We start from the raw sequence: 23,809 nt of genomic DNA, 5'->3' as shown, positions 1-23,809 counted from the left end.
CCCTAGATATCATCGCGTGTCGAGTCTTGCGGCGCGGTTAGCGGTAGGGCGCGTCGGCTTCAAGGTTCGCGGCGATTGCCCGCTCCCACTTGTCCCCGTTCGCCAGCAGTTTTGCCTTGTCGTAAAGCAGTTCTTCGCGCGTTTCGGTCGCGTATTCGAAGTTCGGCCCTTCCACCACGGCATCCACCGGACAAGCTTCCTGGCAGAAGCCGCAATAGATGCACTTGGTCATGTCGATGTCATAGCGCGTCGTGCGGCGGCTGCCGTCGCTGCGCGGCTCACTCTCGATGGTGATCGCCTGCGCCGGGCATACCGCCTCGCACAGCTTGCAGGCAATGCAGCGCTCTTCCCCGTTGGGATAGCGACGCAGCGCATGCTCACCGCGGAAACGTGGGGAAAGCGGGTTCTTTTCGAACGGATAGTTGATCGTCACCTTGGGCTTGAAGAAATACTTCAGCGTGAGGGCGTGCGCCTTCAGGAATTCCCATAGGGTGAACGATTTTATCAGATGGGCGACGGTCATGCCGCACCTCCATAACGTGTTAGCATCAGCCAGCCGGAGATCACGACCACGAAGATGAGGCTCATCGGCAGGAACACCTTCCAGCCAAGTCGCATCAACTGGTCATAGCGATAGCGCGGTACGGTCGCCATCACCCAGCTGAACATGAAGAAGAAGAAGAAGGTTTTCAGCAGAAACCAGACGATACCCGGCACCCAGTAGAGGAATTCGATTTCCACAGGAGGCAGCCAGCCACCGAAGAACAGCAGCGTGTTGAGCGCGCACATCAGCAGGATGTTGGCATATTCACCCAGCCAGAAGAGTGCGAAGGCCATGGAGGAATATTCGGTCTGATAGCCAGCCACCAACTCGCTCTCCGCCTCGGTAAGGTCGAAGGGAACGCGCTGCGTTTCGGCCAGGCTGGAGATGAAGAACACCACCCACATCGGGAACAGCAACAGGTTGAACCAATAGCCGTTGACGAAGCCGAACCCGTGGCCGCGTTGCATCTCCACGATAGCCGAGAGGTTGAAGGTGCCTGCATACAGCACCACGCAGACGAGGATGAAGCCGATGGAGACTTCATAGGAAATCATCTGCGCAGCGGCACGCATGGCCGAGAAGAACGGGTATTTGGAGTTGGACGCCCAGCCCGCCATCGTCACGCCGTAAACCGACAGCGAACTGATCGCGAGAATATAGAGCAGGCCGACATTGATATCCGCCAGTACCACGCCAGCATCAAAGGGGATCACCGCCCATGCCACCAGCGCCACCGTGAAGGTGATGATCGGCGCAAGCAGGAAGATACCCTTGTTGGAGGCGCTGGGAATGATGGTTTCCTGCAGGAACACCTTCAGACCATCGGCAAAACTTTGCAGCAGCCCGAACGGGCCGACCACATTGGGTCCACGGCGCAGGTTGATCGCCGCCCACACCTTGCGATCCACGTAGATGATCATGGCCACGGCCAGCATCAGCGGCAATGCGATCAGCAGGATGCCACAGATAGACGCGACGACGATTGCCCAGGTCGCATCCATGCCAAGCGAGATGAAGAACTCGGTCATTCCGCGGCCTCCTTCATCGTATCGCCATGGATCAATTCATCCGAGCACCGCTGCATCACCACGCTGGCGCGGGCGATGGAATTGGTGAGGTAGAAATCCTTGATGGGATAGCCGAGCGAGCCCGATGCAGAGGCGCCTGCCGGGGCGGATGGCATGGCGCCATAATCGGCCAGCCCTTCCTCACCCAATGCGGGCACGTCCTTCACCATCGCAGCGCGCAGCTGGTCAAAACTGTCGAAACCGACGTTCACACCCAGCGCATCGGCCAGCGCGCGCAGGATTGTCCAGTCTTCGCGAGCATCGCCGGGGGCGAAGATCGCCTTGTCGGCAAACTGCACGCGGCCCTCGGTGTTGACGTAAGTGCCAGCCTTTTCGGTGTAGGCGGAGGCCGGCAGAATGATGTCTGCGGCATGCGCACCCTTGTCCCCGTGATGGCCGATGAAGACCTTCAGACTGTCTGCAAACTGGCTCCAGTCCACTTCATCCGCGCCCAGGGCCAGCACGACCTTCGGCTTGGCGGCCACGATATCAGCAATTCCGCCCTTGCTGGCAAAGCCCAGCATCAGAGCGCCCATGCGCGCTGCTGCTGTGTGCAGGGCGTTGAAGGTTGCGCCCAGCGTGCTGGCCGCAGCCATCGCCGCACCGTGCGCCCCGGCGGCAAAGCCACCTGCGCCCAGAATGACGGCGGAATTCTCCGCATCATTGAACGCGTCGCTCACATGCGCGGGCAGATTGCCCAATACTCGAACATCTTCGCCAAGGAATTCAGCAGGATAAGTCGTATCCCACTCAGGACCAACTACGAACACCTTGGCCCCGCGCTTCACCGCCTTGCGCAGGCGAACATTGATCAGCGGCGCTTCCCAGCGTATTTGGCTGCCGACGATAAGGATGGCCTGTGCCTCCTCTATACCGGCAAAGGTGCTGTTGAAATTGACGGCCGCCAGGTTGGACACATCATAGTCCATCCCCGTCTGACGGCTTTCGAACAGTTTGGAGCCCGCCGCCTTCAGCAGCGCCTTGGCCGCAAACATCGTTTCGCAATCCACCAGATCGCCAGCGATGGCAGCAATGCCTTTGCCCGGCTTTGCCTTGGCGATGGCCTTGAAGGCCTCGTCCCAGCTGGCCTGTTCCAGCTTGCCACGCTTGCGGATCCAGACCTTGTCGAGACGGCGGCGCGTCAGGCCATCGACCTGGTAGCGCGCCTTGTCCGAGATCCATTCCTCGTTCACGTCATCATTGATGCGCGGCAACACACGCAGCACTTCGCGTCCGCGGCTGTCGATCCGAATGTTGGAGCCAACCGCATCGGACACGTCGATGCCCATGGTCTTCTTCAGCTCCCATGGACGCGATTCGTACGCATATGGGCCGCTGGTGAGCGCGCCGACCGGGCAAAGGTCGATCACATTGGCGGAAAGCTCGTGCTTGGCCGCCTGCTCCAGATAAGTTGTGATCTGCATGTCCTCGCCGCGATATAGCGCGCCGATTTCGTCCACGCCGGCGATCTCCTCGGAGAAGCGGACGCAGCGGGTGCAATGGATGCAGCGGGTCATCACCGTCTTGATCAGCGGACCCATGAACTTCTCGGTCACGGCGCGCTTGTTCTCGTGATAGCGCGTGGCACCGCGGCCATACATCAGGCTCTGGTCCTGCAGATCACACTCGCCGCCCTGATCGCAGATCGGGCAATCGAGCGGGTGGTTGATCAGCAGGAATTCCATCACGCCTTCGCGCGCGGTCTTCACCATCTCGCTGTCGGTGCGGATTTCCTGCCCCTCTGTCGCGGGCAGCGCGCAGCTCGCCTGCGGCTTGGGCGGGCCGGGCTTCACTTCCACCAGGCACATGCGGCAGTTGCCAGCGATGCTCAGGCGCTCGTGATAGCAGAAACGCGGGATTTCCTTGCCTGCAAGCTCGCAAGCCTGGAGCACGGTGGCGCCGTCCGGAACCGCGATTTCCTGTCCGTCTACTTTGACTGTCGGCATTAGCCCTCTCCTGCGGCGGTGGAGCCGTAGTAGCTACGCGACCAGAGACCGTCAGCGGCCATCTGGCGAATGAGCGAGGTTGGAATTTGCAACTGATCCTCGTTGGTGTTGGCGCAAGACACGATTACCGGACCAAGGGCATTGATCGCCTCTTCTTCATCGTCGGAGCCCGGCCGCGCCCGCAGCAGTGCATGGGTTTGCGCACCGGCGCGATAGGTCATGCAATCGACCATTGATGCCATCGTGGAAATTTGCGGATGGACGGCGCGGCCGTCAAAACGTTCGGCAATGTGCTGCGCTGTGTCGGCACCGACAGCCGGCGGCCCATCGAAATCCTGCAGATAGGCTTCTTCGGCAAGCAGATTGCGCAATGTCGAATACTGGATTTGCATGTATGTATGATAGACCCTGTTGTCGGCCCCGCGCATCAGGCGACCGATGCAGTGTTCCACATTCAGATCGTCAAACAGGGTTTCAGGATCGGAGTCGATGCTGTCGAACTGGATCGAGTAGAAATCACTGTTCGCCAGGATTTCGCGCACCGCATCCTTGTCGCGATTAAACACGCAATTTGCCACGCGTTTCTGCATCCAGCGCCCCTTGGCAGCATCGGGGGTTTCCGGCTCACGCTCAAAACGGGTGCCGGTCTGCAAGCCGTTGTTGTTTTCGCGAGCGTCCTGCGCCTGCGCGGGAACACTGGACAGGGCAAGGGTAGCAGCCGCTGCAAGACAAGTTGAACGGATCATTCCGCCGCCTCCGGCATGGCATTCTCACGCTCTTCAATGCGGCGTTCGAGTTCAGGCCGGAAATGCTTGAGCAGGCCCTGGATCGGCCATGCGGCGGCATCGCCCAGCGCGCAGATCGTGTGGCCTTCCACCTGCTTGGTGACTTCATACAGCATGTCGATTTCTCTGGAGCTGCTTTCGCCCACGCGCAGCCGTTCCATCACGCGCCACATCCAGCCCGTGCCTTCGCGGCATGGCGTGCACTGGCCGCAACTTTCGTGCTTGTAGAAATAGGAGATGCGGCTGATGGCGCGCACGATATCAGTGGACTTGTCCATCACGATAACGGCGGCCGTGCCGAGGCCAGAACCCACTTCCTTCAGCCCGTCGAAATCCATCGGGGCGTCCATGATCTGCTCTGCCGGCACCAGCGGAACGGAGGAACCGCCGGGGATTACGGCCAGCAAATTGTCCCATCCGCCGCGAATGCCGCCTGCGTGCTTTTCGATCAGTTCGCGGAAGGGGATGCTCATCGCCTCCTCCACCACGCAGGGCTTTTCCACATGGCCGCTGATCTGGAACAGCTTGGTGCCCGCATTGCCTTCACGGCCGAAGCTGGCGAACCATGCGCCGCCGCGGCGTAGGATCGTGGGCACCACGGCGATGCTTTCCACATTGTTCACCGTGGTGGGGCAGCCATAGAGACCGGCACCTGCGGGGAACGGCGGCTTCAGGCGGGGCTGGCCCTTCTTGCCTTCAAGGCTCTCGATCATCGCGGTTTCTTCACCGCAAATATAGGCGCCTGCCCCGCGGTGCATAAAGACGTCGAAATCATAGCCGCTGCCGCTGGCGTTCTTGCCGATCAGGCCAGCGTCGTACGCCTCCTCGATGGCGGCCTGCAGAACCTCGGCTTCGCGGATATATTCACCGCGGATGTATATGTAGGCCGCCCTTGCCCGCATGGCGAAACCGGCGATCAGGGCGCCTTCGATCAGCTTGTGCGGATCGTGGCGAATGATCTCGCGATCCTTGCAGCTGCCAGGCTCCGATTCGTCGGCATTGATCACTAGGAAGGACGGACGGCCATCCTTGCTTTCCTTGGGCATGAAAGACCATTTCATGCCGGTGGGGAAGCCCGCGCCACCGCGGCCGCGCAGGCCGGATGCCTTCATCTCGTCAATGATGGAATCATTGCCGCGCGCGATCAAATCCTTGGTATTGTCCCAATCACCGCGCTGTTGCGCAGCTTTCAGGCCCCAATCCTGGAACCCGTAAAGATTGGTGAAGATGCGATCCTTGTCAGCCAGCATCTTTGTCTCCTGTCGGCGTTCTCGCCAGCAATAGGGCGAAGATCAGCAGTGCCACTCCGCCAAAAATCATCAATCCGTCGCCAATCCTGTCCGCACCAAGGAAGATCAGCACGCCGCCGCCGATGAAGCTGAGGCTTGCAACGGCAAGGCCGACACGGGCAATCTGGCGCAGGACAAGCTTGTCGATCATGCCATCATCCCTCCAAACACCCAGAACGCCACCACGGCCAGGATCACCACCAGCGCAACGGTTTTCACGATGCCTTTCAGCACCTTCCACGCGATGAAGATCAGCACGACGGCGATCAGGATGGGGATGACCTGATCCACTACCATTCACCCCGATAGTCGTGATTGGCGTCGACCATTTCCTTCAATGTCGTCGGTCCGCCCGAAGGCTCCGACGTATGGCGGCCCGGCTCCTGTGTGCCGGCCTTGGGCTGCTCGCCCGCGGCAAGCGCATCCAGAACCGCGTCCAGACGCTCTGCCGTCAGATCCTCGAAATTGTCATCGTTGATCTGCACCATCGGCGCCGTGGCGCAATTGCCCATGCACTCCACCTCGGTGAAGGACCACAGGCCCTCGTCGGAAACGTGACCGGCCTTCATCCCGCGCTGCTTGCACGCGGCGATCAGATCATCCGAACCGCGCAGCATGCAGGGCGTGGTGCCGCATACCTGAACGTGGAATTTGCCCACCGGTTCTAGGTTATACATGGTGTAGAAGGTGGCCACCTCCAGCACGCGGATCACCGGCATGTCGAGATAATCGGCGATGTATTCCATCACCGGCAGCGGCAACCAGCCCTGCGTATTGGTTTCCGCACCCACCTGGCGCTGCGCCAGATCCAGCAGCGGCATAACCGCGCTTTTCTGGCGGCCTTCGGGATATTTTTTGATATGCCAGTCGGCCTTTTCACGGTTTGCGTCCGTGAAGCTCCAGCCATCGTACTGCGCGCGCAGTTCGGGCGTATCGGGGGCGATATTACGCGCGGCCATCAGCCAGCCTCCGTTCGATATAGCGGCCCACATACAGGCCGATCACCGCGGCAAAGGCGGTAGAAAGCACTTCTTTCACCGTCACCTCGCCATGAAACGCAGCGAGATATGCTGCGATTGCCGATGCGAAGGCGGCGAAGGCTGCAACAAGGATAAACACTTCGCGCAGGATCACCGGTCACACTCCCCGAACACCACGTCGATCGCGCCGAGGATGGCGGTTGCATCGGGCAGCATGTGGCCCTTGCACATGAAGTCCATTGCCTGGAGGTGCGAGAACGCCGTGGGGCGGATCTTGCAGCGATAGGGTTTGTTCGATCCGTCGCTGACCAGGTAGACGCCGAATTCGCCCTTGGGGCTTTCGGTCGCGACATAGACTTCGCCAGCAGGCACGTGGAAGCCTTCGGTGTAGAGCTTGAAGTGATGGATCAGCGCTTCCATCGACTGCTTCATCTCGGCACGTTTTGGCGGCGCGACCTTGCGATCTTCGGAGGCGATCGGGCCTTCGGGCATCTCTGCCAGGCATTGCTTGATGATCTTCGCGCTTTCGTAAACTTCCTTCACGCGCACCATGAAGCGATCGTAGCAATCGGAATTGGTGCCGATGGGAATCTCGAAATTCATCCGGTCGTACACGTCATAGGGCTGCGACTTGCGCAGATCCCACGGAACGCCGGCGGCGCGGATCATCGGGCCGGAGAAGCCCCACGCAATGGCATCTTCCTTGCTGACATGCGCGATATCCACATTGCGCTGCTTGAAGATGCGATTGTCGAGAACCAGGCTCATCGCATCGCCGAACAGTTCTGGCAGACGTCCGTCCACCCAGTCACCAATGTCGGTCAGCAGCTTCAGCGGCACATCCTGATGCACACCGCCGGGGCGGAACCATGCGGCATGCATGCGCGCGCCGGAGGCACGCTCGAAGAAGTTCATGCAGTCTTCGCGCAGCTCGAACACCCAGAGGTTTGGCGTCATCGCGCCCACGTCCATCACATGCGCACCAATGTTCAGCATGTGGTTGCAGATGCGGGTCAGCTCCGCGAACAGCACGCGCAGATATTGCGCGCGCTCCGGCACTTCCACATTCAGCAGCTTCTCGATGGCGAGAACGTAGGAATACTCCTGCGCCAGCGGGGAACAGTAATCGAGTCGGTCGAAATACGGCAGCGCCTGCAGATAGGTCTTGTATTCGATCAGCTTCTCGGTGCCGCGATGCAGCAGGCCGACGTGCGGATCGATACGTTCGATGATCTCGCCGTCCAGCTCCATCACCATGCGCAGAACGCCGTGCGCGGCAGGGTGCTGCGGGCCGAAGTTGATCGTGTAGTTGGAGATCTCCTCACCGTCTGTGGTGGGGGATTGCTCGTATGTGAGGCCGCTCATTCCTTGTCCTCCGGCTCTGTCGCGCCTTTGGTGTCATGCACGTCGCCCTTGCTCGGCTCGCGGTCGGGCTGGTTCTCCGTGGCTTCGGGTGCGCCTGCGTCCTTCGTGCCGGTTTCTTTCTCGGCAGGGGAGCCTGCGCTCACGGTCTTTGCCGCCTTCTCATCGGCCTTCGCGCCTGCGCCGGTCTGCTTGGGGCTTCCGGTGGTCTTGGGCTCGTCCACGGGCGGAGCATCGGCCTTCTCATCACCCGGCAGCACGTAATCCGCGCCTTCCCAAGGCGAGGTAAAATCGAAGCTGCGGAAATCCTGCGCCAGTTCCACCGGCTCATACACAACGCGCTTTTCCTCTTCTGAATAGCGCAGCTCTGTATAGCCCGTCAGCGGGAAATCCTTGCGGAAGGGATGCCCTTCAAAACCGTAATCGGTCAGGATGCGGCGAAGATCGGTGTTGCCGTCGAAGGTAACGCCATACATGTCGAAAACTTCGCGTTCCAGCCAGCCAGCCACGGGCCACAATGTGGTGACCGTGGGAACGGGCGTCGCCTCATCCGTCGAAAGCTTCACCATGATGCGGTGGTTCTTCGTGAGGCTCAGCAGCATGTACACGACTTCAAACCGCTCTGGACGGCTTGGATAATCGGCACCGGCGATTTCCATCAGCTGCTGGTAATCATGCTCATCACGCAGCAGGCGCAGGGCATCCTCGATGCCTTCGCGCTTTACCGTGATCGAGATCTCACCAAATTCCTCGCGCGCGTCGACAGCAATGTCGCCCAGGGCGGAGACAAGCGTATCGCGCACGCCATCATTGGTTGCGTAACGCGGAGCGGAATGCAGGACTTTTGCCATCAGCTATTCGCTCCTCAACGCTCAATCGTGCCGACGCGGCGGATTTTGCGCTGCAATTGCATCACGCCGTACAGCAGCGCCTCTGCCGTGGGAGGGCAGCCGGGGATGTAGATATCCACCGGAACGATGCGATCGCAGCCACGCACCACGGAATAGCTGTAGTGATAGTAGCCGCCGCCATTTGCGCAGCTGCCCATCGAAATCACGTATTTCGGTTCCGACATCTGGTCGTAAACGCGGCGCAGTGCCGGGGCCATCTTGTTGCATAGCGTGCCGGCCACGATCATCACGTCCGACTGGCGCGGGCTGGCGCGTGGGGCGACGCCGAAACGCTCCATATCATAACGCGGCATGTTGACGTGGATCATCTCCACCGCGCAGCAGGCGAGACCAAAGGTCATCCACCACAGCGAGCCCGTGCGTGCCCACTGGAACAGGTCTTCGGTGCTGGTGACGAGGAAACCCTTGTCGTTCACCTCTGTCTGCATCGCGTTGAAATAGTCCGCATCGGGCTGCTTCACCTCACCGCCCTGGGCAGTGGGCGCAGTTGCCAGCGCGGGGTTGGACGAATCTGCCGCACCGTCCTGGAAAGGCGGGTACAATGCGGGTTCGGGCTTTTCGGTCACTCCCATTCCAGAGCTCCCTTCTTCCATGCATAAGCGAGGCCGATGGCCAGTTCCCCGAGGAAGATCATCATGGTGATCCAGCCCGGCCAGCCGGTGAGATCCAGGCTAACGGCCCAGGGAAACAGGAACGCAGCTTCAAGATCGAAGACGATAAACAGGATCGCCACGAGGTAGAACCGCACGTCAAACTGGCTGCGCGGATCCTCGAACGCGGGGAAGCCGCACTCATATTCCGTCAGCTTCTCTGCCTGCGGATTGTGTGCCCCTGTCAGGCGCGAGACGCCCATCGGCAGGAAAACGAATGCTGCCGAAAGCCCCGCCGCAATGGCGAGGAAGAGCAGGATCGGAAAATATTGTTCGAGATCGACCAAAACAGACTCGGTGGATTGCTGCGGGGTTCGAGGGCGCGTCTAGGCAATGCCATGCCGCGATGCAAGGCAGTCCGATGGCCTAATCACGCCTAATTCGTGGGATTCCCGGATAGATCAAGCCGCCGGATGTGCGTGGCGCGCAATTGTGCACCCTGACGCAAGGTGCCGCCCTCCTCGAAAAGGTCCCAGCTGCCATTGCCAATGTAATATAGCGTACTTTCATGGATATCGCCGCCCAACGGCTCCGTCCATTCGGGATTGGCCTGCTCCAGCACGCGCAAGGACGTGATGCGATTGCCATCATCGGACAGGGCCAGCGTGATGATGCGCCTTGGGGACAAACCGTTCTGCACGGCGATCAACTCGCCCTGGTGGAGCCAGAGCCCATCGATGCCGTCGAGCAGCATAGGCTCGTCAGCAGCAAGACGAGAAACCGCACCGGATGCTGTATCCACAATGGCAAGGCCATAGCGATAATCGCTGACATAAAGGCGTGAGCCATCCTCGCTTGGCGCGATGCCCTGCGGCGAACGCAGGAGGCCGGGCGGAACCAACTGCATGATCGGGCCGCCAACGCTATCCGACCGGTAAACGCCTCCACCGATAGGATCGCTCGCGTAAAGTACCTGATCGCGGAAAAATGCGATGTCTGAAATCTGTGCGCCGTCCGGTGACGGGGCCGCGATCGGGTGATTGGAATCCTGAATGGCTATCAGGCCCGAGAATGGTTCGGAACTGGGATCAGTCATTCCAAGATCGGCGGAGGCTACCACTATGTCGTTGCTGCTGGAGTCGATCCCGCTGATGTTGCCGACTCCGGGAACAGGCACAGATGTCCAGTCATCATCTGCGCCAAACCAGACTTCGCGGGAGATGAGCGCGGTCACCGCAAAAATGCCGTCACCCATCATTGCCAAGCCTTCCGGCAGTTGCGCCTCGCTCGGGATTGTCGCCACGTGTTCGCTGCTTGCAATCGCAGCCGCGCGGCCAACATTTCCGGAAATCCAGCCGGGTGCTTCTCCCGCTGGAGCCAGACTTTCCAGCAAGCTTCTTGCGCCGGGCGAGAAAGCATAGCCATCCCGATCCAGCGCCTCTGCCACGATCAACGCCTGCGAAGCGTCCTCCGCTTCGACAAGGGCATTGAGAAGGCGCAGGCGCACCGAAGATGAATTGGGAAAGGCCTCCGCCAGAGACTCCAGTTCGGCAATATCGGTAATGGCTGCGGTCGACGCATCAACCGGGTGCCAAGCCAAGGACGGCGCGCTTCGGGAGCCTTCGCCGGAAACAGGCGTTACGCACCCAGCCAAGGCGAAAGCTGCCACCGTAGAAACCATGGCCGAAATCATGTTGCAGTGCACAATCTTGCGTATGACACAATCCCCTTCTAGACAGTCCGCCAAATCCGTTTTTCAACCCGTGTAATTGAGGCAACCACTTAATGGCTACTTTCAACGAATCCGATCCCATCGTCATTCTCTCCTACGCGCGCACCCCGATGGGTGCGATGCAAGGAGCACTGGCCGATGTCAGCGCCACCGACCTTGGCGCGACCGCCGTGAAGGCAGCGATGGATCGTGCCGGCGTTGCGGGCGAGGATATCAACCGCGTGTATATGGGCTGCGTTCTGCCCGCCGGCCTCGGCCAGGCCCCTGCCCGCCAGGTTGCGATCAAGTCCGGCCTGCCGCTCAGCGCGCAGGCCACCACCGTGAACAAGGTCTGCGGCAGCGGCATGCAGACGGTGATCATGGGCGCAGAAGCGCTCGCCACCGGCAGTGTGGATTACATCGTGGCGGGCGGCATGGAAAGCATGACCAATGCGCCCTACCTCCTGAAAAAGCACCGCAGCGGCGCACGTATCGGGCATGACATGGCCTATGACCACATGTTCCTGGACGGCCTTGAAGACGCCTATGAAGAAGGCCGCGCCATGGGCACCTTCGCGCAGGACATGGCCGACAAGTACCAGCTGACCCGCGAGCAGATGGACGAATATTCCATCGCCTCGCTCGACCGGGCGAACAAGGCCATCGAAAGCGGCGCATTTGCCGATGAGGTCGTGTCCGTCACCATAAAGACCCGCAAGGGAGAGGTAACCGTCGACAAGGATGAGGCACCCGGCAAGGGTCGCCCGGACAAGATCCCGACGCTGCGCCCCGCCTTTGCCAAGGATGGCACGATCACGGCAGCAACCTCCTCCTCCATCTCCGACGGTGCAGCTGCCGTGGTGCTGACGCGCAAGAGCGTGGCCGACGCCAAGGGCCTTACCCCCGTCGCCACGATCACCGGCCTCACCGCCCACGCACAGGCGCCGGAAGAATTCACCATCGCCCCTGTCGGCGCGATCGAAAAGCTGCTGGAAACCACGGGCTGGAGCGTGGACGATGTGGACCTGTGGGAAGTGAACGAAGCCTTCGCCTGCGTCGCCATGTTCGCCATGCGCGACATCGGCATCGATCACGACAAGATCAACGTCAACGGTGGCGGCACGGCGCTGGGTCACCCCATCGGCGCCAGTGGCACCCGTATCATCGTCACCCTGCTGAACGCGCTGAAGCAGCAGGGCAAGAAGCGCGGAATCGCCAGCCTCTGCATCGGCGGCGGCGAAGCGACCGCCGTGGCGGTGGAACTGGCCTGAGCCTGAATTGTTGAGGGCGGACAGCAATGTCCGCCCTTGGCAAGCCTCGATTTCCGTGGGACAATGTCAACGATGGGGATGGAAATGAGGAAAAATCCATGAAGAAACTTGTCGTAATCGGCGCAATTCTTGCACTTGCAGCCTGTAACAGCGCTGATGACACGCAGGCCGAAACGGACACAGTCACCGAAAACGAAACGGCAGCCACGGACGATAACTCCATGCTGTCAGGCGATGCGCCAGGGTTCGAAGCGCTGGCACCAGGCACATACAAGGTCACACGTCCGGGCGATGTAGTTGATTATATCGAGATCCATCCGGGCATGACCTTTTCCCGCGTCGATGCCGATGGGGAAGCATCGGGCGGCGTCATTTTCATGAAAGACGGCGAAACCTGTTTCCTCGTCGAGGGTGACGAGGAAGAAAACTGTTTCTCCGACGGTCCGAAACAGGCAGATGGCAGCATGGAGACAACATCGTCTGCCGGCGATGTTTCCAGCGTCATGCCCGTGAACGGAACGCTTGATGATCACGTGGGAGATGATCAATAAGGCAGATCTGCCTTGATCACCCGAATACACAAACCACCAACAGGAAGTTGTTTATGAAGAAACTTATCGCAGTTGCCGCCTTGGTCTCTCTCGCCGCATGCGGTGGCGGGGCCGATGATGCGAACGAAGCGCAGATTGATGAAACCGTCACTACGGATGTGATCCCCAGCAACACCGCCGGCACCTACACCTCCACCAGTGAAGACGGCAGCGAAGTTTCGCTGACGCTGGCCGAGGACGGCACCTACTCTGTCATGCAGGGTGGTGAGCAGGTGGAGAGCGGCACCTGGGAAGATAACATTCGCGGCACCTGCCTCACCGCAGAGGGCGGCGACGGTGAAGACTGCTGGAACATTCAGCCGGGCACCGAAGCTGGTATGATGGATGTGACCGATTCCAATGGTGACACCATGAGCTACAGCTACGAAAGCTGATTACAGCTTCTGCTGTTAAGCAAAAAGGGCGGTCCTGACGGGCCGCCCTTCTTTTGGGCCTGTGTTATTAGCCCTGCCTCGCTAGTGAGCCGCTATGGCTCCCCTGCCCCCCAAAGGCTGTTTTCGCGGATCCAGCCCTTGTGGTTTTCCACATCCAGCTCGCACCAGCCATCGCTGCATTCGCCTAGGTTGCCAACGACGCCCGCTTCCACCTGCCAGCGCAGATCAGCATCCGCCGATGGCGCGGCGCGCATCGCCGCCAGTTCATCCCCGATGACGATTGCCGTGCGGCGACGGCTGAGCAGGCCACTGGAGATCCAGCCCATGGTGCCATCGGGTTCCTCGACATAGCGCCAACCCTGGATCAGGCGCACAACCCTCACCGGCAGCCCCTCACGCCGGTACACCCATTCAATCGGAAACTGCATGCCTGCACCTGCGCGCATATATGCTTCCTCGGCATCGATGCTGGCCCAGTAGGGCAGCTCCACATCCTGCGCGGCAGCGGGCGCGGCGGCCGCGATGCCAATCGAAATGAGGGCGAGTCGGATGAAATGGCGCATGGTCAGCAAATAGCGCTCCTCACGGGCAAGCCGCAACACACAACACATCACTTGCCCATCTGGAACATTCTGTCCTAACACGCCGTCCGGACGCAATCCCGTCATCAGAACGGGCGTGGGGGAAATCGTATATGTTTCGCAAACTTGCAGCCGTTCTGGCTTTGGTGGCCATGCCGTATGTCGCGCAGGCACAGGAATTGACCAATATCGCGCAGAACGATTCCGGCGATACCGCCTGGATCCTGACAGCCTCGGCGCTTGTATTGCTGATGACCCTGCCCGGCCTGGCGCTGTTTTACGGCGGACTGGTGCGGGCGAAGAACTTCCTGTCAGTGCTGGTGCAGGTTGGCGCGGTTGCGGGGATCGCCTCGGTCCTGTGGGTGGCCGTTGGCTATACGCTGGCCTTCGGCAACACCACTGGCGGATGGATCGGCGATGGCAGCCGCTGGATGATGATCGATCTCGGCAACCTCAGCCCCATTGCAACGACATTGCCTGAAAGCACTTTCGCGATGTTCCAGCTGACCTTTGCGGCCATCACGCCTGCGCTGATGGTGGGCGCATGGGTTGATCGTGCGCGGTTTGGCTGGGTGGTTGCATTCACCGCGATCTGGGGCCTGCTGGTCTATGCGCCCGTTGCGCACTGGATCTGGGGCGGCGGATGGATGGGCGATCTGGGCGTGCTGGATTTTGCCGGCGGCATCGTGGTTCACACCACGGCGGGTGTCTCGGCGCTGGTCGTCGCCCTGTTGATCGGCAGGCGGCAGGGTTTTCCCGGCTCCACCCTGCTGCCCCATGCACCGGGGATGACGATGCTGGGCGCGATGTTGCTGTGGGTTGGCTGGTTCGGCTTCAACGGCGGCAGCGCCCTTTCGGCCACGGATGATGCATCCATGGCGATCATCAACACGCATGTTGCCGCCGCCACAGCTGCGCTGACATGGGTGCTGGTGGAGAAAATCGCATTCGGCAAGGCAACGACTGTCGGCTTTGCCACGGGCGCAATCGCAGGCCTTGCCACGGTGACGCCTGCTGCTGGATTCATCTCTCCCGGCGCGGCGATCCTGTTCGGCATACTGGCATCGATCGTCTGCTATTACGCGATACAGCTGGTGAAGAACAAAATGCGCATCGACGATTCGCTGGACGTTTTCGCGGTTCACGGCGTGGGCGGGATGCTGGGCAGCCTGCTGCTGGGCGTGTTCCTGTCTTCCGACCTGGGCGGAACCGGCTATGCCGAGGGCGTTTCGATGGGCGGCATGGTAGGCATCCAAGCCTTTGGCATCGTGGCCGTGGCGATATTCTCCGCCGTGATGACGGCGGTAATCGCCCTTGGCGTATCGCTGTTCATCCCAATGCGCGTGAGCGAGGAGGAAGAGGTCCAGGGCCTCGACGTGACCAGCCACGGGGAGCATAGCTGGCAGTTCGATTGACCCTATGCCAGCGGCGCTCTGCTACTCTCGCGCTGCGTCCACCTCTGCCATCTTCGCCAGGATCTTGTCGATACAGGTGGACGATGTGCCAAGGGTGAAATGCGGCGCGTCGATCCGCAATGTATGGTCAGCCTCGCCCTCTTTGCCGCGGGAACTTTGGGGCGAGACGATGCCGTCGGTGGCAGACCAGACGGCGATTGTCGGCACCGGTGGCTTTGCCGATACCAGTTCCGGAAAGGGCGGATTGTCCACCGTGTGATCGTTGATCGCTTCGTAAAGCTTCCACGCGCGGTTCGCATGCCGATCACCCGAGAACGGGCTGGCAACCGTCACCACCATGTCCACATCCTCGGCACAGCGATGGGCCAGCACGCGGGCGTATAGTCCACCAAGGCTCCACCCGATCAGCACCACCTTCTTTCCCGTCTCCCGGCGCATTTGCGCGATGCGGGTTTCCAGCTTCTTCAGCTTGGCGGCATCGGCACCGATGTTGATGCCCTGCCGCCATCCTTCGGGCAGAAAGCCGCGCTGGCGCAACGTGCGGCGCAGCAGAGTGGTGGAAATGTCGCCCGTGGTCAGGCCGGGGATAACCAGCGCCGCCCTGCCCAGACCAAAAGCCTTTCCGCTTTTGGGCAGGCGAAACGGGTTCAGCAATACGCGAGGGATCGCCAGCCCCTCTCGCAAGGTGTTGCGCAAGGGCGGCGGTGTTTCCCGACCCTGCGCCAGCGTCAGTCGCCGGTCAGAATGCGGTCGACCAATTGCTTCACCGACGGGGTGAAATTGTTCGAATAAAACGGGTCCTGCTTGAAGCGATATGCAGCGTGGCCAGCGAAGGCCAGATTGTTATCCGGATCGCCGCCGTGGGCGATATCCTGCAGGGTTTTCTGGATGCAGAAGCTGCGCGGATCGGCCAGACGCCCGGTGGTGTGGGTGTCATGATCCTTCCAGCTGGAAAAGCCGCAATGTGACAGGCAGCCCATACACTCCTGCTGATCGGTGCGGATTTTTTCCGCGCTTTCCGGCGTCACGAAGACGACGGTGTTATCGGGCGTCTTCAACACCTCGGAAAAGCCCTCGCCGATCCAGGACTGCGCCTTGCGCTGATCGCCGGGATGCACGAAGAAATACTTGGCCTTGCCATGATCCAACAACGGAATGGTGCCTTCTTCCTCGTCCCGCTTGAAGATCGGGATCTGCCGCTCGCTGCGGTGCATCAGATCGTAGAGGAACGGGGTTTTCACGGCACTGGAATAAAAGCCCGTGGGAGAGAACTTGTGCAGCAGCACATCGCCCGGCTCCACCGTGCGCAGCATTTCCTTCCACACCTGCGGGATCGGGCTTTCCTCCGTCAGCAAGGGGCGCGTGCCGAACTGGAAGGCGATCTTGCCCAGTTCCGGATTGTCGATCCAGTTCTCCCATTCGCGCAGGAACCACACACCGCCGGCCATGACGATGGCAGTCTCCTCCGAAACGCCTTCCTTGCGCATCGTTTCGCGCAGGGCGGCAACGCGGGGATAGGGATCTTCCGGCACCTTTGGATCTTCTGCGTTGGACAGGCCATTGTGCCCGCCCGCCAACCATGGGTCCTCATAAACCACCGCGGCCATCAGATCCGGCACCTTGGAATAGCTGCGCTTCCACAATGCGCGAAACGCGCGGGCGGAGGAGATGATCGGCAGGTAATAGACGTTATGCTTGGCCGCGATTTCGGCAAGCTTGTAGGGCATGCCCGCGCCACAGGTTACGCCTGTGATCAGGCCGGGGCAGTTTTCCAGCACGCCTTCCAGCACCTGCTGCGCGCCGCCCATTTCCCACAGCACGTTGATATTGATCGCGCCCTTGCCGCCGGAGATTTCATGCGCGCGCTTCACCTGCGTGGTGGCGCCATCGATGGCATAGCGAACCAGCTGCTCGAACCGTTCGACACGGGTCGCCTGCGGATACACCTGCGGGATGGGGTTGCCATCCTCGTCATAACTGTCTGCGTTCACTGCGCTGACAGTGCCGATGCCGCCGGCAGCAGCCCATGCGCCACTGCTCTCGCCGTTGGTGGCGGACACACCCTTGCCACCTTCGATCAGCGGCCAGACCTCGCGGCCACCATAGGAAATCGGCTTAAGACCCTTGAAACTCATCATTATCCCCAGAAGTGTCCTCTTCGGTTAAAGAGAACTCGGTGGAAGTGTCGCCTGGCTGAACGCAGGGTTCGATATCGCGCGGTTCGGGCCGATCGCCCACCACTTCGAACTGCGCGTAATAGCCAGCGATCTGCGGTTTACGCACATACTCGACGAGCCGATAGCCGACGCGTTCGAATTCACAAAACAGAAGTTGCGGGTTGATCCCATGCTGATCGGCCGGCCGATCGGTGTCCACCACGATGACCTGGCCACCGGACCGCAGGGACGGCCTCAGCCGCCAGAGCAGCGCATATGGCTCCCGGATCTCATGATACATATGGACCATGAAGATCCGGTCGAAACTGTTGTCCGGCAATTTGGGATCATCCGTTTCGCCCAATGCGATGGAGACATTGTCCAGCCGTTCACGCTCCACCCGGTTGCCCAGGCGGCGCAGCGCATCTTCATCGATATCCTGCGCCAGCACACGCCCGTTCTCGCCCACGCGGGCAGCCAGGCGGACTGTGTAATACCCCTCGCCAGCGCCGATATCGGCCACCGTCATGCCGCGCGTCAGATCGGCCTGATCCATCACCGTTTGCGCTTCCTGCCTGTCATCACGGATCTGCTCCGTGGAAAAGGCGTTGGAACCCAGCGCAGACACCGGCCTGTATGGTCTTGGAAAATCGCGCGATGTATCCGGCCTGTCCTGCTCGGCCACATCGCAGGCGGTTACGCAAAGGCACGCAGCGGCGCCCGCCAGAATCCGGATGAAAACCCCGCTCTCCATGGCACCGGCCCTAGCGATTGCCACGGCGGAACGCAAAGCACGATATTGCAAACAAGGTCAGGCTGAGGATGATAGCGCCGCCGGCGCGCGAAATTCTGTCGGTGCTTGCCGATCAGCCGGGCTGGCTATGCCGCGCCACTGGCGGGGACCAGCAGTTGTAGGGGCCGATGCGGGCCACCCGCATACCATGGGCCAACGTTCCCAGTGCCAGCAGGGCAAGCTGGATGAACAGCGGTGCCTGGGTCATGGCCCAGAATGCCTGGGCCATCCCTTCGCTGGCAAGCAAAGCGGCAATACTGCCGATCAGGGCCACGATCTGCGCCGCGGCAAGGGCCAGCGGGTACATCCGGTTGGCCCGCATGGCGACGGCGATCAGCAGGGCGCAGGCCACCGCGTCAAGCAGGATGCGGCTAAACTGGAACTGCCCGAAGGACCGGGGTCCCGCCACCAGCAGGATCAGCAGATCGACCAGAACCTCGCCGCCGATGATCGCAGCGCACCATTTTTCGGGTTGCCCTCCCCGTGCCACGGAATACGCGGCCACGAGGAGGGTGATCCCAAGTACAACTGCATGTGCGAGAGACATAGCTCGAGAAAGTCTCGCCTAGGATACTTCGCGCAAGACCGGTTGTTCGGCCATCGGCTCGTTAGGTGGGCAATCTTCATAGCCCAGCACATCTTCCTGCACCTTCAGCAGGTTGGAATGCACACGGGCCAGATCGCTTCCGGCGCTGATCAGAGTTTGATGCGATTTTGTAAGCCGCATCATCGCTTCCTGGCCGACGAATGGACCGGCATCGGTATCCCGGCGCGCCTCCAGCAAAGTGGAAAGCAGGCTGCTTTGGCGAAGCAGCGCTGTATCCAGTGCTGCTTCTGCTTCACGCAACTCGCGGATAATGCGCATCTGCGCAACGTTGGGAGACATGCCCATATCGAAAACTCCGTTCCGGTCATTCGACCTGTGATCGTCAACAGGAGCCTAGAGGCGGACTACCGCAGCAACTCGGACAGTGCGGCGAAAATCGCCAATCCCACCAAAGTCGCAATCAGCAGGCCAAGGGTAATTCCGACTATAGCGATTAGACGCCAGAAATACCCACTGCGACCCTCAAAAGACTCCGGGACGACGCGGTAATAGATGTACGGCTTGGTGCTTACGGGAGGTTCGCCGGGGGGGGCGAGCACCTCGCTTTCGTCTAAAACCGCGTCTAACCCGCCATTGTTATCAGCGGGTTGGCCGTCGTTTTCGACCTGCGAGGATTGATATACGGATTTATCGTATATCGCCGGAGCGTTGCTGGGCAGCGCCGCCATATACGCAGCGGCAAGTTCGTTGCGAGTTTCCACACCGAACTTTCTACGAGCAGAAACAATGCGTTGATCTACGGTATGCGGAGAAATTCCCAGCTCGCGCGCAATCTGCTTGGAGGTCATGTGCTGCACCAGCAGATCAAGCACTTCACGCTGCTTGTCGGTCAGATCATCCAGCAAATCCGACGTTTCTTGAACCTGTCTCATGTGCCTAATCTGGCCCGCTTTACCTGGATGCGTTACGCTTCCAACTTTGAAGCCTATAACAATCCCGATCACCGATTGCGAATGATGGCGGCGGTTATTGCACCGTCTGTTGCAGGTTCACGCTGGACGGATGCCGCGGCCCTCGGTGCACTCATCGCACAGACGGATCGCGCATGGGTGGCAAACCAGATGGATTACTCCACGTCTTCCACCTCAACCGTTTCACCCGTTACGCGCTGTGCCAAGGCCGCGGCGATGAAATCGTCGATATCGCCGTCCAGCACGTCACCCGGAGCGGTGGAGGTGGTGCCTGTGCGAAGATCCTTCACCATCTGATATGGCTGAAGCACGTAGGATCGGATCTGGTGGCCCCAGCCGATCTCGGTCTTCTCGGCATATTCACCGGCAGCCACTGCCTCACGCTCGGCAAGCTCGCGCTCGTATAGCCGTGCCTTCAGCATGTTCATGGCGGTGGCACGGTTCTTGTGCTGGCTGCGATCGTTCTGGCTCGCCACCACCACGCCGGTCGGTTTATGCGTGATACGCACGGCGGAATCGGTGGTGTTCACATGCTGCCCACCAGCGCCCGATGCGCGGTAGGTGTCGATCTTCAGGTCGCCTTCGTTGATTTCGATATCGATATCATCGTCGATCACCGGATAGACCCACACGCTGGAAAAGCTGGTGTGGCGGCGGGCAGAACTGTCATACGGGCTGATCCGCACCAGACGATGCACGCCGCTTTCCGTCTTGGCATAGCCATAGGCGTTCTCGCCCTTGATAAGCAGCGTGGCGGACTTGATCCCGGCCTGATCGCCGGCGGCATATTCCACCGTTTCCACCTTGAAGCCGCGCCGCTCTGCCCAGCGGGCGTACATGCGCATCAGCATCTCGGCCCAGTCCTGGCTTTCCGTGCCGCCCGCGCCGGCGTTGATCTGCAGATAGGTGTCGTAACCATCCGCCTCGCCCGACAGCAGGGCATTCACCTTGTCGCGGTCAGCCCGTTTGGCCAGTGCAGCAAGGCTGGCAAGACCCTCTGCCACCACGTCATCATCACCCTCGGCATCGCCCATTTCGACGAATTCCGTGGCGTCAGACATTTCGGAGCTGATTTCATTTACCGTGCCGATGGCGTCTTTCAGCAGCTTGTGCTCTCGGCTGATAGCCTGTGCTTTCTTGGGATCATTCCACAGATCGGGATCCTGCACGCGCGCTTCCAACTCGTCCAGACGGCGCAGCGCGTGCTCCCAATCCAGCGATTTTCGCACCAGCGCCAGCGCGGCTTCGATCCGATCAATATGGGCCTGCCCTTCGGCACGCATAGGCTTAAACTCCAGATATGAAAGGCGCGCCTAGCAGGGGGCGCCCTGCGTTGGAAGTGGGGCGTTGGAAGTGGGGCGTCGGAAGTGGGCGGATCAGTAGATCCCGCCCTGCTCTTCCACAAAGTCTTCACGTTGCTGGGTCTGGCGGCGGGTGCTGCTGCCTTGCTGCTGACGGCGTAGCTGCGTTAGGATCAGCTCGCGCATTGCGCTCACCTCGTCCTGCCGCTGGCTGCGGCGCGGTTCCGTATCCGGCTTGAAGGCCTCCCAGATGATGGCAGACGTCGGCTCGTCAGAAGGCCATCCGTCGAACACGCGGCGGCCCGTGCGGCGATCCACGCGCACCATCCTTACACCCGTGGGCGCAAGGAACGGCCTGCCAGACCAGTGATCGCGCGTTTCCTGCACGAACTGCTTGAAGATCGGCGCGGCGGTGTTGCCGCCCTGAATCCAGCCGCCCATGTTTCGGGGCTGATCATAGCCGAGGTATGTGGCGCCCACGATATCGGGCGAACCGCCGACGAACCACGCATTCGTGGGGCCGGAGCTGGTGCCGGTCTTGCCGAACAGCGGAATGTCCAGATCGCGCAGGCGCGTGGCGGTGCCGCGCTGCACAACGCCGGTCAGCATGTTCACGGTCTGGAACGCGGTGCGCGCATCCATCACCTGTTTTCCGCTGCGGCCAAATCGCGGCATGGGCCCGCCATCCCATTCGGACATATTGCAATTGGTGCATTCGCGATTGTCGGCGCGGTAGATAACCTTGCCATCGCGATCCTGCACGTAATCGATCACGGTGGGATCATTCAGCCGGCCATGGTTCACCAGCATCGCATAGGCGGCGGCCATGCGTTCGACCGTGGTATCGCCAGCGCCAAGAGCGAAGGCGGGGAATGGCTCGTAAGCGTCCTTTTCGGCGATGCCTGCTTTCTCGAACATGTCGATCACGTTTTCCATGCCCGAATCCATGGCGATATGGACGGTCATCAGGTTCTTGGATTGCTCCAGCCCGTAACGCATCGGATATTCACCACCACCGCGGCTGCCGCCAAAATTGGTGAAGCATTTCTCACCCAGGTTGGAGCCCTGGTAGTAGCAATATTGCGAGTCCGGCACCAAGGTTGCCGGGGTCATGCCGTTGTCCAGGCCAGTGGCATAGACGAAGGGCTTGATGGTGGAACCGGGCTGCCGATTGGCCTGCGTGGCGCGGTTGAAGCTGCCGAGGCGCGAATCGAACCCGCCCTGCATCGCCAGCACGCGGCCCGTATCGGGCGCGATGGCCAGGAACCCGCCGGAAACGGTCGGGATGGTCTGCAATCGCCAGCTGTTGCCGCTGGGAGAGGCGACGACAACGTCCCCCACCCCAAGGTCATTCGCCAGATTGGTGAGCGAAGCCTGCTCCCCATCGGCAAAACCGATGGTGGCGGAGCCGCCGCTGCGTTCGGTCACCACGCCGACGCGCCAATCCTTATAATTGATGGAAAGGTAGGAGCTTCGCAGTTGAGAGGTCAGGTCACCATTTTCAGGATTGATCGTGGCAATCGGGCCAGACCATCCGCGATTGCCGTGAAAGCGCAGCATGGCATCGCGCAGCGAGTTGCGCGCCGCATCCTGCAATTCCATGTCGAGCGATGTGCGCACCCACAGGCCGCCTGCATACACGCTGTTGCGGCTGTCCTCTGCCTCTTCACCGAAGCGATCGATCAGTTCGCGGCGTACTTCCTCAAGGAAATAGCCGGCATCGGCTGATCGTTCCGTGCGCTGTCCCTGCACGATGCCAAGCGGCTTTGCCTGCGCGGCCGCCATTTCCGCCTGCGTGATGAAGCCATTGTCCTCCATCTGCGCCAGCACCATATTGCGGCGCTCGCGCGCGGTATCGTAATTGGCGGAGCGGCTGTAAACTTCAGGCGCGCGGGGCAGGATGGCCAGATAGGCCATTTCCTGCAGTTCCAGATCGTCCACATCCTTGTCAAAATAGGCACGCGCCGCGGCCTGCACGCCATAACTGCGGCGGCCCAGCGGGATTTCGTTGAGGTAAAGGGTGATGATCTGCTGTTTTGAAAGCACGCCTTCGATGCGCGTGGCGAGGATCATTTCCTTCAGCTTGCGCGTGACCGAATATTCATTGCCGACAAGGATGTTCTTGGCCACCTGCTGGGTGATGGTGGAGCCACCCACGGCCCGCTCGCCCGAACCGATCTTCGAAACATAATCGATAACGGCGCCCACGAAGCCACCGGCATCGATGCCGCCGTGGCTCCAGAAGGTTTCATCCTCGGCAGAGATATATGCATTCATCAACTGCGGCGGCAGATCGCGGAATTGCAGTTCCACGCGCCGTTCCCGCTCATACCGATGCACGATCTCTCCATCGATGCCGCGCACCACGGATGGAAGGTTGGGTTCGTAATCCAGCAAGGTTTCGGCATCGGGCAGATCGCGCGACAGCCAGAACCAGCCGATGATGCATGCCAGTACTGCGGCCAGTACCGCATAGACGGCATAACGCAGCAGGCTCTTTTCACGCCAGAGCGCGCCTAAGCCGTGGGTGGATTCACGCAAACGCTGGAAAGCGTTGCCGGGGGCAGATGTGGATTCGTTCATCATAGGGCAGCCAAGCGCCTT

General features: G+C 60.6%; 27 protein-coding genes. 4 read left to right on the top strand and 23 right to left on the bottom strand.

The features are described from left to right. Positions 1-37: 37 nt before the first annotated feature. The 14 genes from nuoI to GRF63_RS08255 all read right to left on the bottom strand — a co-directional run bounded on the left by nuoI (position 38) and on the right by GRF63_RS08255 (position 11,074). Entirely contained in the window at positions 38-523 is a 486-nt protein-coding gene (nuoI, locus tag GRF63_RS08315; protein WP_160485570.1) for an NADH-quinone oxidoreductase subunit NuoI, read from the bottom strand. Continuing rightward, positions 520-1,572 (bottom strand): NADH-quinone oxidoreductase subunit NuoH, encoded by a 1,053-nt coding sequence (gene nuoH, locus GRF63_RS08310; RefSeq protein WP_160485569.1) that lies wholly within the window; start codon positions 1,570-1,572, stop codon positions 520-522. The genes nuoI and nuoH overlap by 4 nt, the downstream gene beginning before the upstream one ends. Beyond that, the gene (gene nuoG / locus GRF63_RS08305; protein WP_160485568.1) at positions 1,569-3,557 is read right to left on the bottom strand and encodes an NADH-quinone oxidoreductase subunit NuoG; all 1,989 of its coding nucleotides are present in this window, start codon (positions 3,555-3,557) and stop codon (positions 1,569-1,571) included. Before nuoG ends, nuoH begins: the two co-directional genes overlap by 4 nt. Next, positions 3,557-4,303 (bottom strand): hypothetical protein, encoded by a 747-nt coding sequence (locus tag GRF63_RS08300; protein WP_160485567.1) that lies wholly within the window; start codon positions 4,301-4,303, stop codon positions 3,557-3,559. The genes nuoG and GRF63_RS08300 overlap by 1 nt, the downstream gene beginning before the upstream one ends. Then, positions 4,300-5,592: an NADH-quinone oxidoreductase subunit NuoF gene (gene nuoF / locus GRF63_RS08295; RefSeq protein WP_160485566.1), complete on the bottom strand. Its 1,293-nt coding sequence runs from the start codon at positions 5,590-5,592 to the stop codon at positions 4,300-4,302. The genes GRF63_RS08300 and nuoF overlap by 4 nt, the downstream gene beginning before the upstream one ends. Next, positions 5,582-5,782: a hypothetical protein gene (locus tag GRF63_RS08290; RefSeq protein WP_160485565.1), complete on the bottom strand. Its 201-nt coding sequence runs from the start codon at positions 5,780-5,782 to the stop codon at positions 5,582-5,584. Before GRF63_RS08290 ends, nuoF begins: the two co-directional genes overlap by 11 nt. Continuing rightward, positions 5,779-5,922 (bottom strand): hypothetical protein, encoded by a 144-nt coding sequence (locus GRF63_RS16375; RefSeq protein ID WP_202131740.1) that lies wholly within the window; start codon positions 5,920-5,922, stop codon positions 5,779-5,781. The genes GRF63_RS08290 and GRF63_RS16375 overlap by 4 nt, the downstream gene beginning before the upstream one ends. Continuing rightward, complete coding sequence (gene nuoE / locus GRF63_RS08285; protein ID WP_160485564.1) at positions 5,922-6,590, bottom strand: NADH-quinone oxidoreductase subunit NuoE; 669 nt, start codon at positions 6,588-6,590, stop codon at positions 5,922-5,924. The genes GRF63_RS16375 and nuoE overlap by 1 nt, the downstream gene beginning before the upstream one ends. Next, the gene (locus GRF63_RS08280) at positions 6,577-6,765 is read right to left on the bottom strand and encodes a hypothetical protein (protein ID WP_160485563.1); all 189 of its coding nucleotides are present in this window, start codon (positions 6,763-6,765) and stop codon (positions 6,577-6,579) included. Before GRF63_RS08280 ends, nuoE begins: the two co-directional genes overlap by 14 nt. Next, positions 6,762-7,976, bottom strand: a complete 1,215-nt coding sequence (locus GRF63_RS08275) for an NADH-quinone oxidoreductase subunit D (protein WP_160485562.1) — start codon at positions 7,974-7,976, stop codon at positions 6,762-6,764. Before GRF63_RS08275 ends, GRF63_RS08280 begins: the two co-directional genes overlap by 4 nt. Then, positions 7,973-8,824 carry an NADH-quinone oxidoreductase subunit C gene (locus tag GRF63_RS08270; RefSeq protein WP_160485561.1) on the bottom strand — a complete coding sequence of 284 codons (852 nt, stop codon included), beginning with the start codon at positions 8,822-8,824 and terminating at the stop codon, positions 7,973-7,975. The genes GRF63_RS08275 and GRF63_RS08270 overlap by 4 nt, the downstream gene beginning before the upstream one ends. A gap of 14 nt (positions 8,825-8,838) precedes the next feature. Beyond that, entirely contained in the window at positions 8,839-9,312 is a 474-nt protein-coding gene (locus GRF63_RS08265; RefSeq protein WP_160486279.1) for a NuoB/complex I 20 kDa subunit family protein, read from the bottom strand. A 134-nt stretch (positions 9,313-9,446) separates the two neighbouring features. Further along, the gene (gene ndhC, locus GRF63_RS08260) at positions 9,447-9,821 is read right to left on the bottom strand and encodes an NADH-quinone oxidoreductase subunit A (protein WP_160485560.1); all 375 of its coding nucleotides are present in this window, start codon (positions 9,819-9,821) and stop codon (positions 9,447-9,449) included. Between the two features lie 89 nt (positions 9,822-9,910). Beyond that, complete coding sequence (locus tag GRF63_RS08255) at positions 9,911-11,074, bottom strand: SMP-30/gluconolactonase/LRE family protein (RefSeq protein WP_160485559.1); 1,164 nt, start codon at positions 11,072-11,074, stop codon at positions 9,911-9,913. Between the two features lie 185 nt (positions 11,075-11,259). Between GRF63_RS08255 and GRF63_RS08250 the strand changes: the two genes are divergently transcribed. The 3 genes from GRF63_RS08250 to GRF63_RS08240 all read left to right on the top strand — a co-directional run bounded on the left by GRF63_RS08250 (position 11,260) and on the right by GRF63_RS08240 (position 13,441). Further along, positions 11,260-12,456, top strand: a complete 1,197-nt coding sequence (locus GRF63_RS08250; protein WP_160485558.1) for a thiolase family protein — start codon at positions 11,260-11,262, stop codon at positions 12,454-12,456. 98 nt (positions 12,457-12,554) lie between these two features. Further along, positions 12,555-13,007, top strand: a complete 453-nt coding sequence (locus GRF63_RS08245) for a hypothetical protein (protein ID WP_160485557.1) — start codon at positions 12,555-12,557, stop codon at positions 13,005-13,007. A gap of 53 nt (positions 13,008-13,060) precedes the next feature. Next, positions 13,061-13,441, top strand: a complete 381-nt coding sequence (locus GRF63_RS08240) for a hypothetical protein (protein WP_160485556.1) — start codon at positions 13,061-13,063, stop codon at positions 13,439-13,441. Between the two features lie 92 nt (positions 13,442-13,533). Here the strand turns inward: GRF63_RS08240 and GRF63_RS08235 are convergent, their stop codons facing one another. Next, positions 13,534-14,004, bottom strand: coding sequence for an SH3 domain-containing protein (locus GRF63_RS08235; protein WP_160486278.1), 471 nt, complete (start codon positions 14,002-14,004; stop codon positions 13,534-13,536). Positions 14,005-14,135: 131 nt separating this feature from the next. On the opposite strand from GRF63_RS08235, the gene GRF63_RS08230 reads away from it, so the two are divergent. Further along, positions 14,136-15,437, top strand: a complete 1,302-nt coding sequence (locus tag GRF63_RS08230) for an ammonium transporter (RefSeq protein ID WP_160485555.1) — start codon at positions 14,136-14,138, stop codon at positions 15,435-15,437. Between the two features lie 21 nt (positions 15,438-15,458). On the opposite strand, the gene GRF63_RS08225 is transcribed toward GRF63_RS08230, so the two are convergent. From GRF63_RS08225 to GRF63_RS08190, 8 genes are all read right to left on the bottom strand, one after another. Next, positions 15,459-16,133 (bottom strand): PGAP1-like alpha/beta domain-containing protein, encoded by a 675-nt coding sequence (locus GRF63_RS08225; protein WP_160485554.1) that lies wholly within the window; start codon positions 16,131-16,133, stop codon positions 15,459-15,461. Positions 16,134-16,165: 32 nt separating this feature from the next. Beyond that, entirely contained in the window at positions 16,166-17,572 is a 1,407-nt protein-coding gene (locus tag GRF63_RS08220) for an NAD(P)H-dependent flavin oxidoreductase (protein ID WP_160486277.1), read from the bottom strand. Next, entirely contained in the window at positions 17,553-18,347 is a 795-nt protein-coding gene (locus GRF63_RS08215) for a class I SAM-dependent methyltransferase (RefSeq protein ID WP_160486276.1), read from the bottom strand. Before GRF63_RS08215 ends, GRF63_RS08220 begins: the two co-directional genes overlap by 20 nt. A gap of 112 nt (positions 18,348-18,459) precedes the next feature. After that, positions 18,460-18,891, bottom strand: a complete 432-nt coding sequence (locus tag GRF63_RS08210) for a hypothetical protein (protein ID WP_160485553.1) — start codon at positions 18,889-18,891, stop codon at positions 18,460-18,462. Between the two features lie 60 nt (positions 18,892-18,951). Beyond that, complete coding sequence (locus GRF63_RS08205; protein ID WP_160485552.1) at positions 18,952-19,251, bottom strand: hypothetical protein; 300 nt, start codon at positions 19,249-19,251, stop codon at positions 18,952-18,954. A gap of 86 nt (positions 19,252-19,337) precedes the next feature. Further along, positions 19,338-19,937, bottom strand: coding sequence for a helix-turn-helix transcriptional regulator (locus tag GRF63_RS08200; protein ID WP_337189640.1), 600 nt, complete (start codon positions 19,935-19,937; stop codon positions 19,338-19,340). A 122-nt stretch (positions 19,938-20,059) separates the two neighbouring features. Continuing rightward, positions 20,060-21,187 carry a peptide chain release factor 2 gene (prfB, locus tag GRF63_RS08195; protein ID WP_160485551.1) on the bottom strand — a complete coding sequence of 376 codons (1,128 nt, stop codon included), beginning with the start codon at positions 21,185-21,187 and terminating at the stop codon, positions 20,060-20,062. A 93-nt stretch (positions 21,188-21,280) separates the two neighbouring features. Then, a complete protein-coding gene (locus tag GRF63_RS08190) occupies positions 21,281-23,791 on the bottom strand; it encodes a penicillin-binding protein 1A (protein WP_160485550.1) in 2,511 nt (836 codons plus the stop codon). Positions 23,792-23,809: the final 18 nt, after the last annotated feature.

This window comes from Aurantiacibacter rhizosphaerae (assembly GCF_009807005.1).
Taxonomy (GTDB): domain Bacteria; phylum Pseudomonadota; class Alphaproteobacteria; order Sphingomonadales; family Sphingomonadaceae; genus Alteraurantiacibacter; species Alteraurantiacibacter rhizosphaerae.
This window is presented reverse-complemented; position numbering and strand designations above follow the sequence as displayed.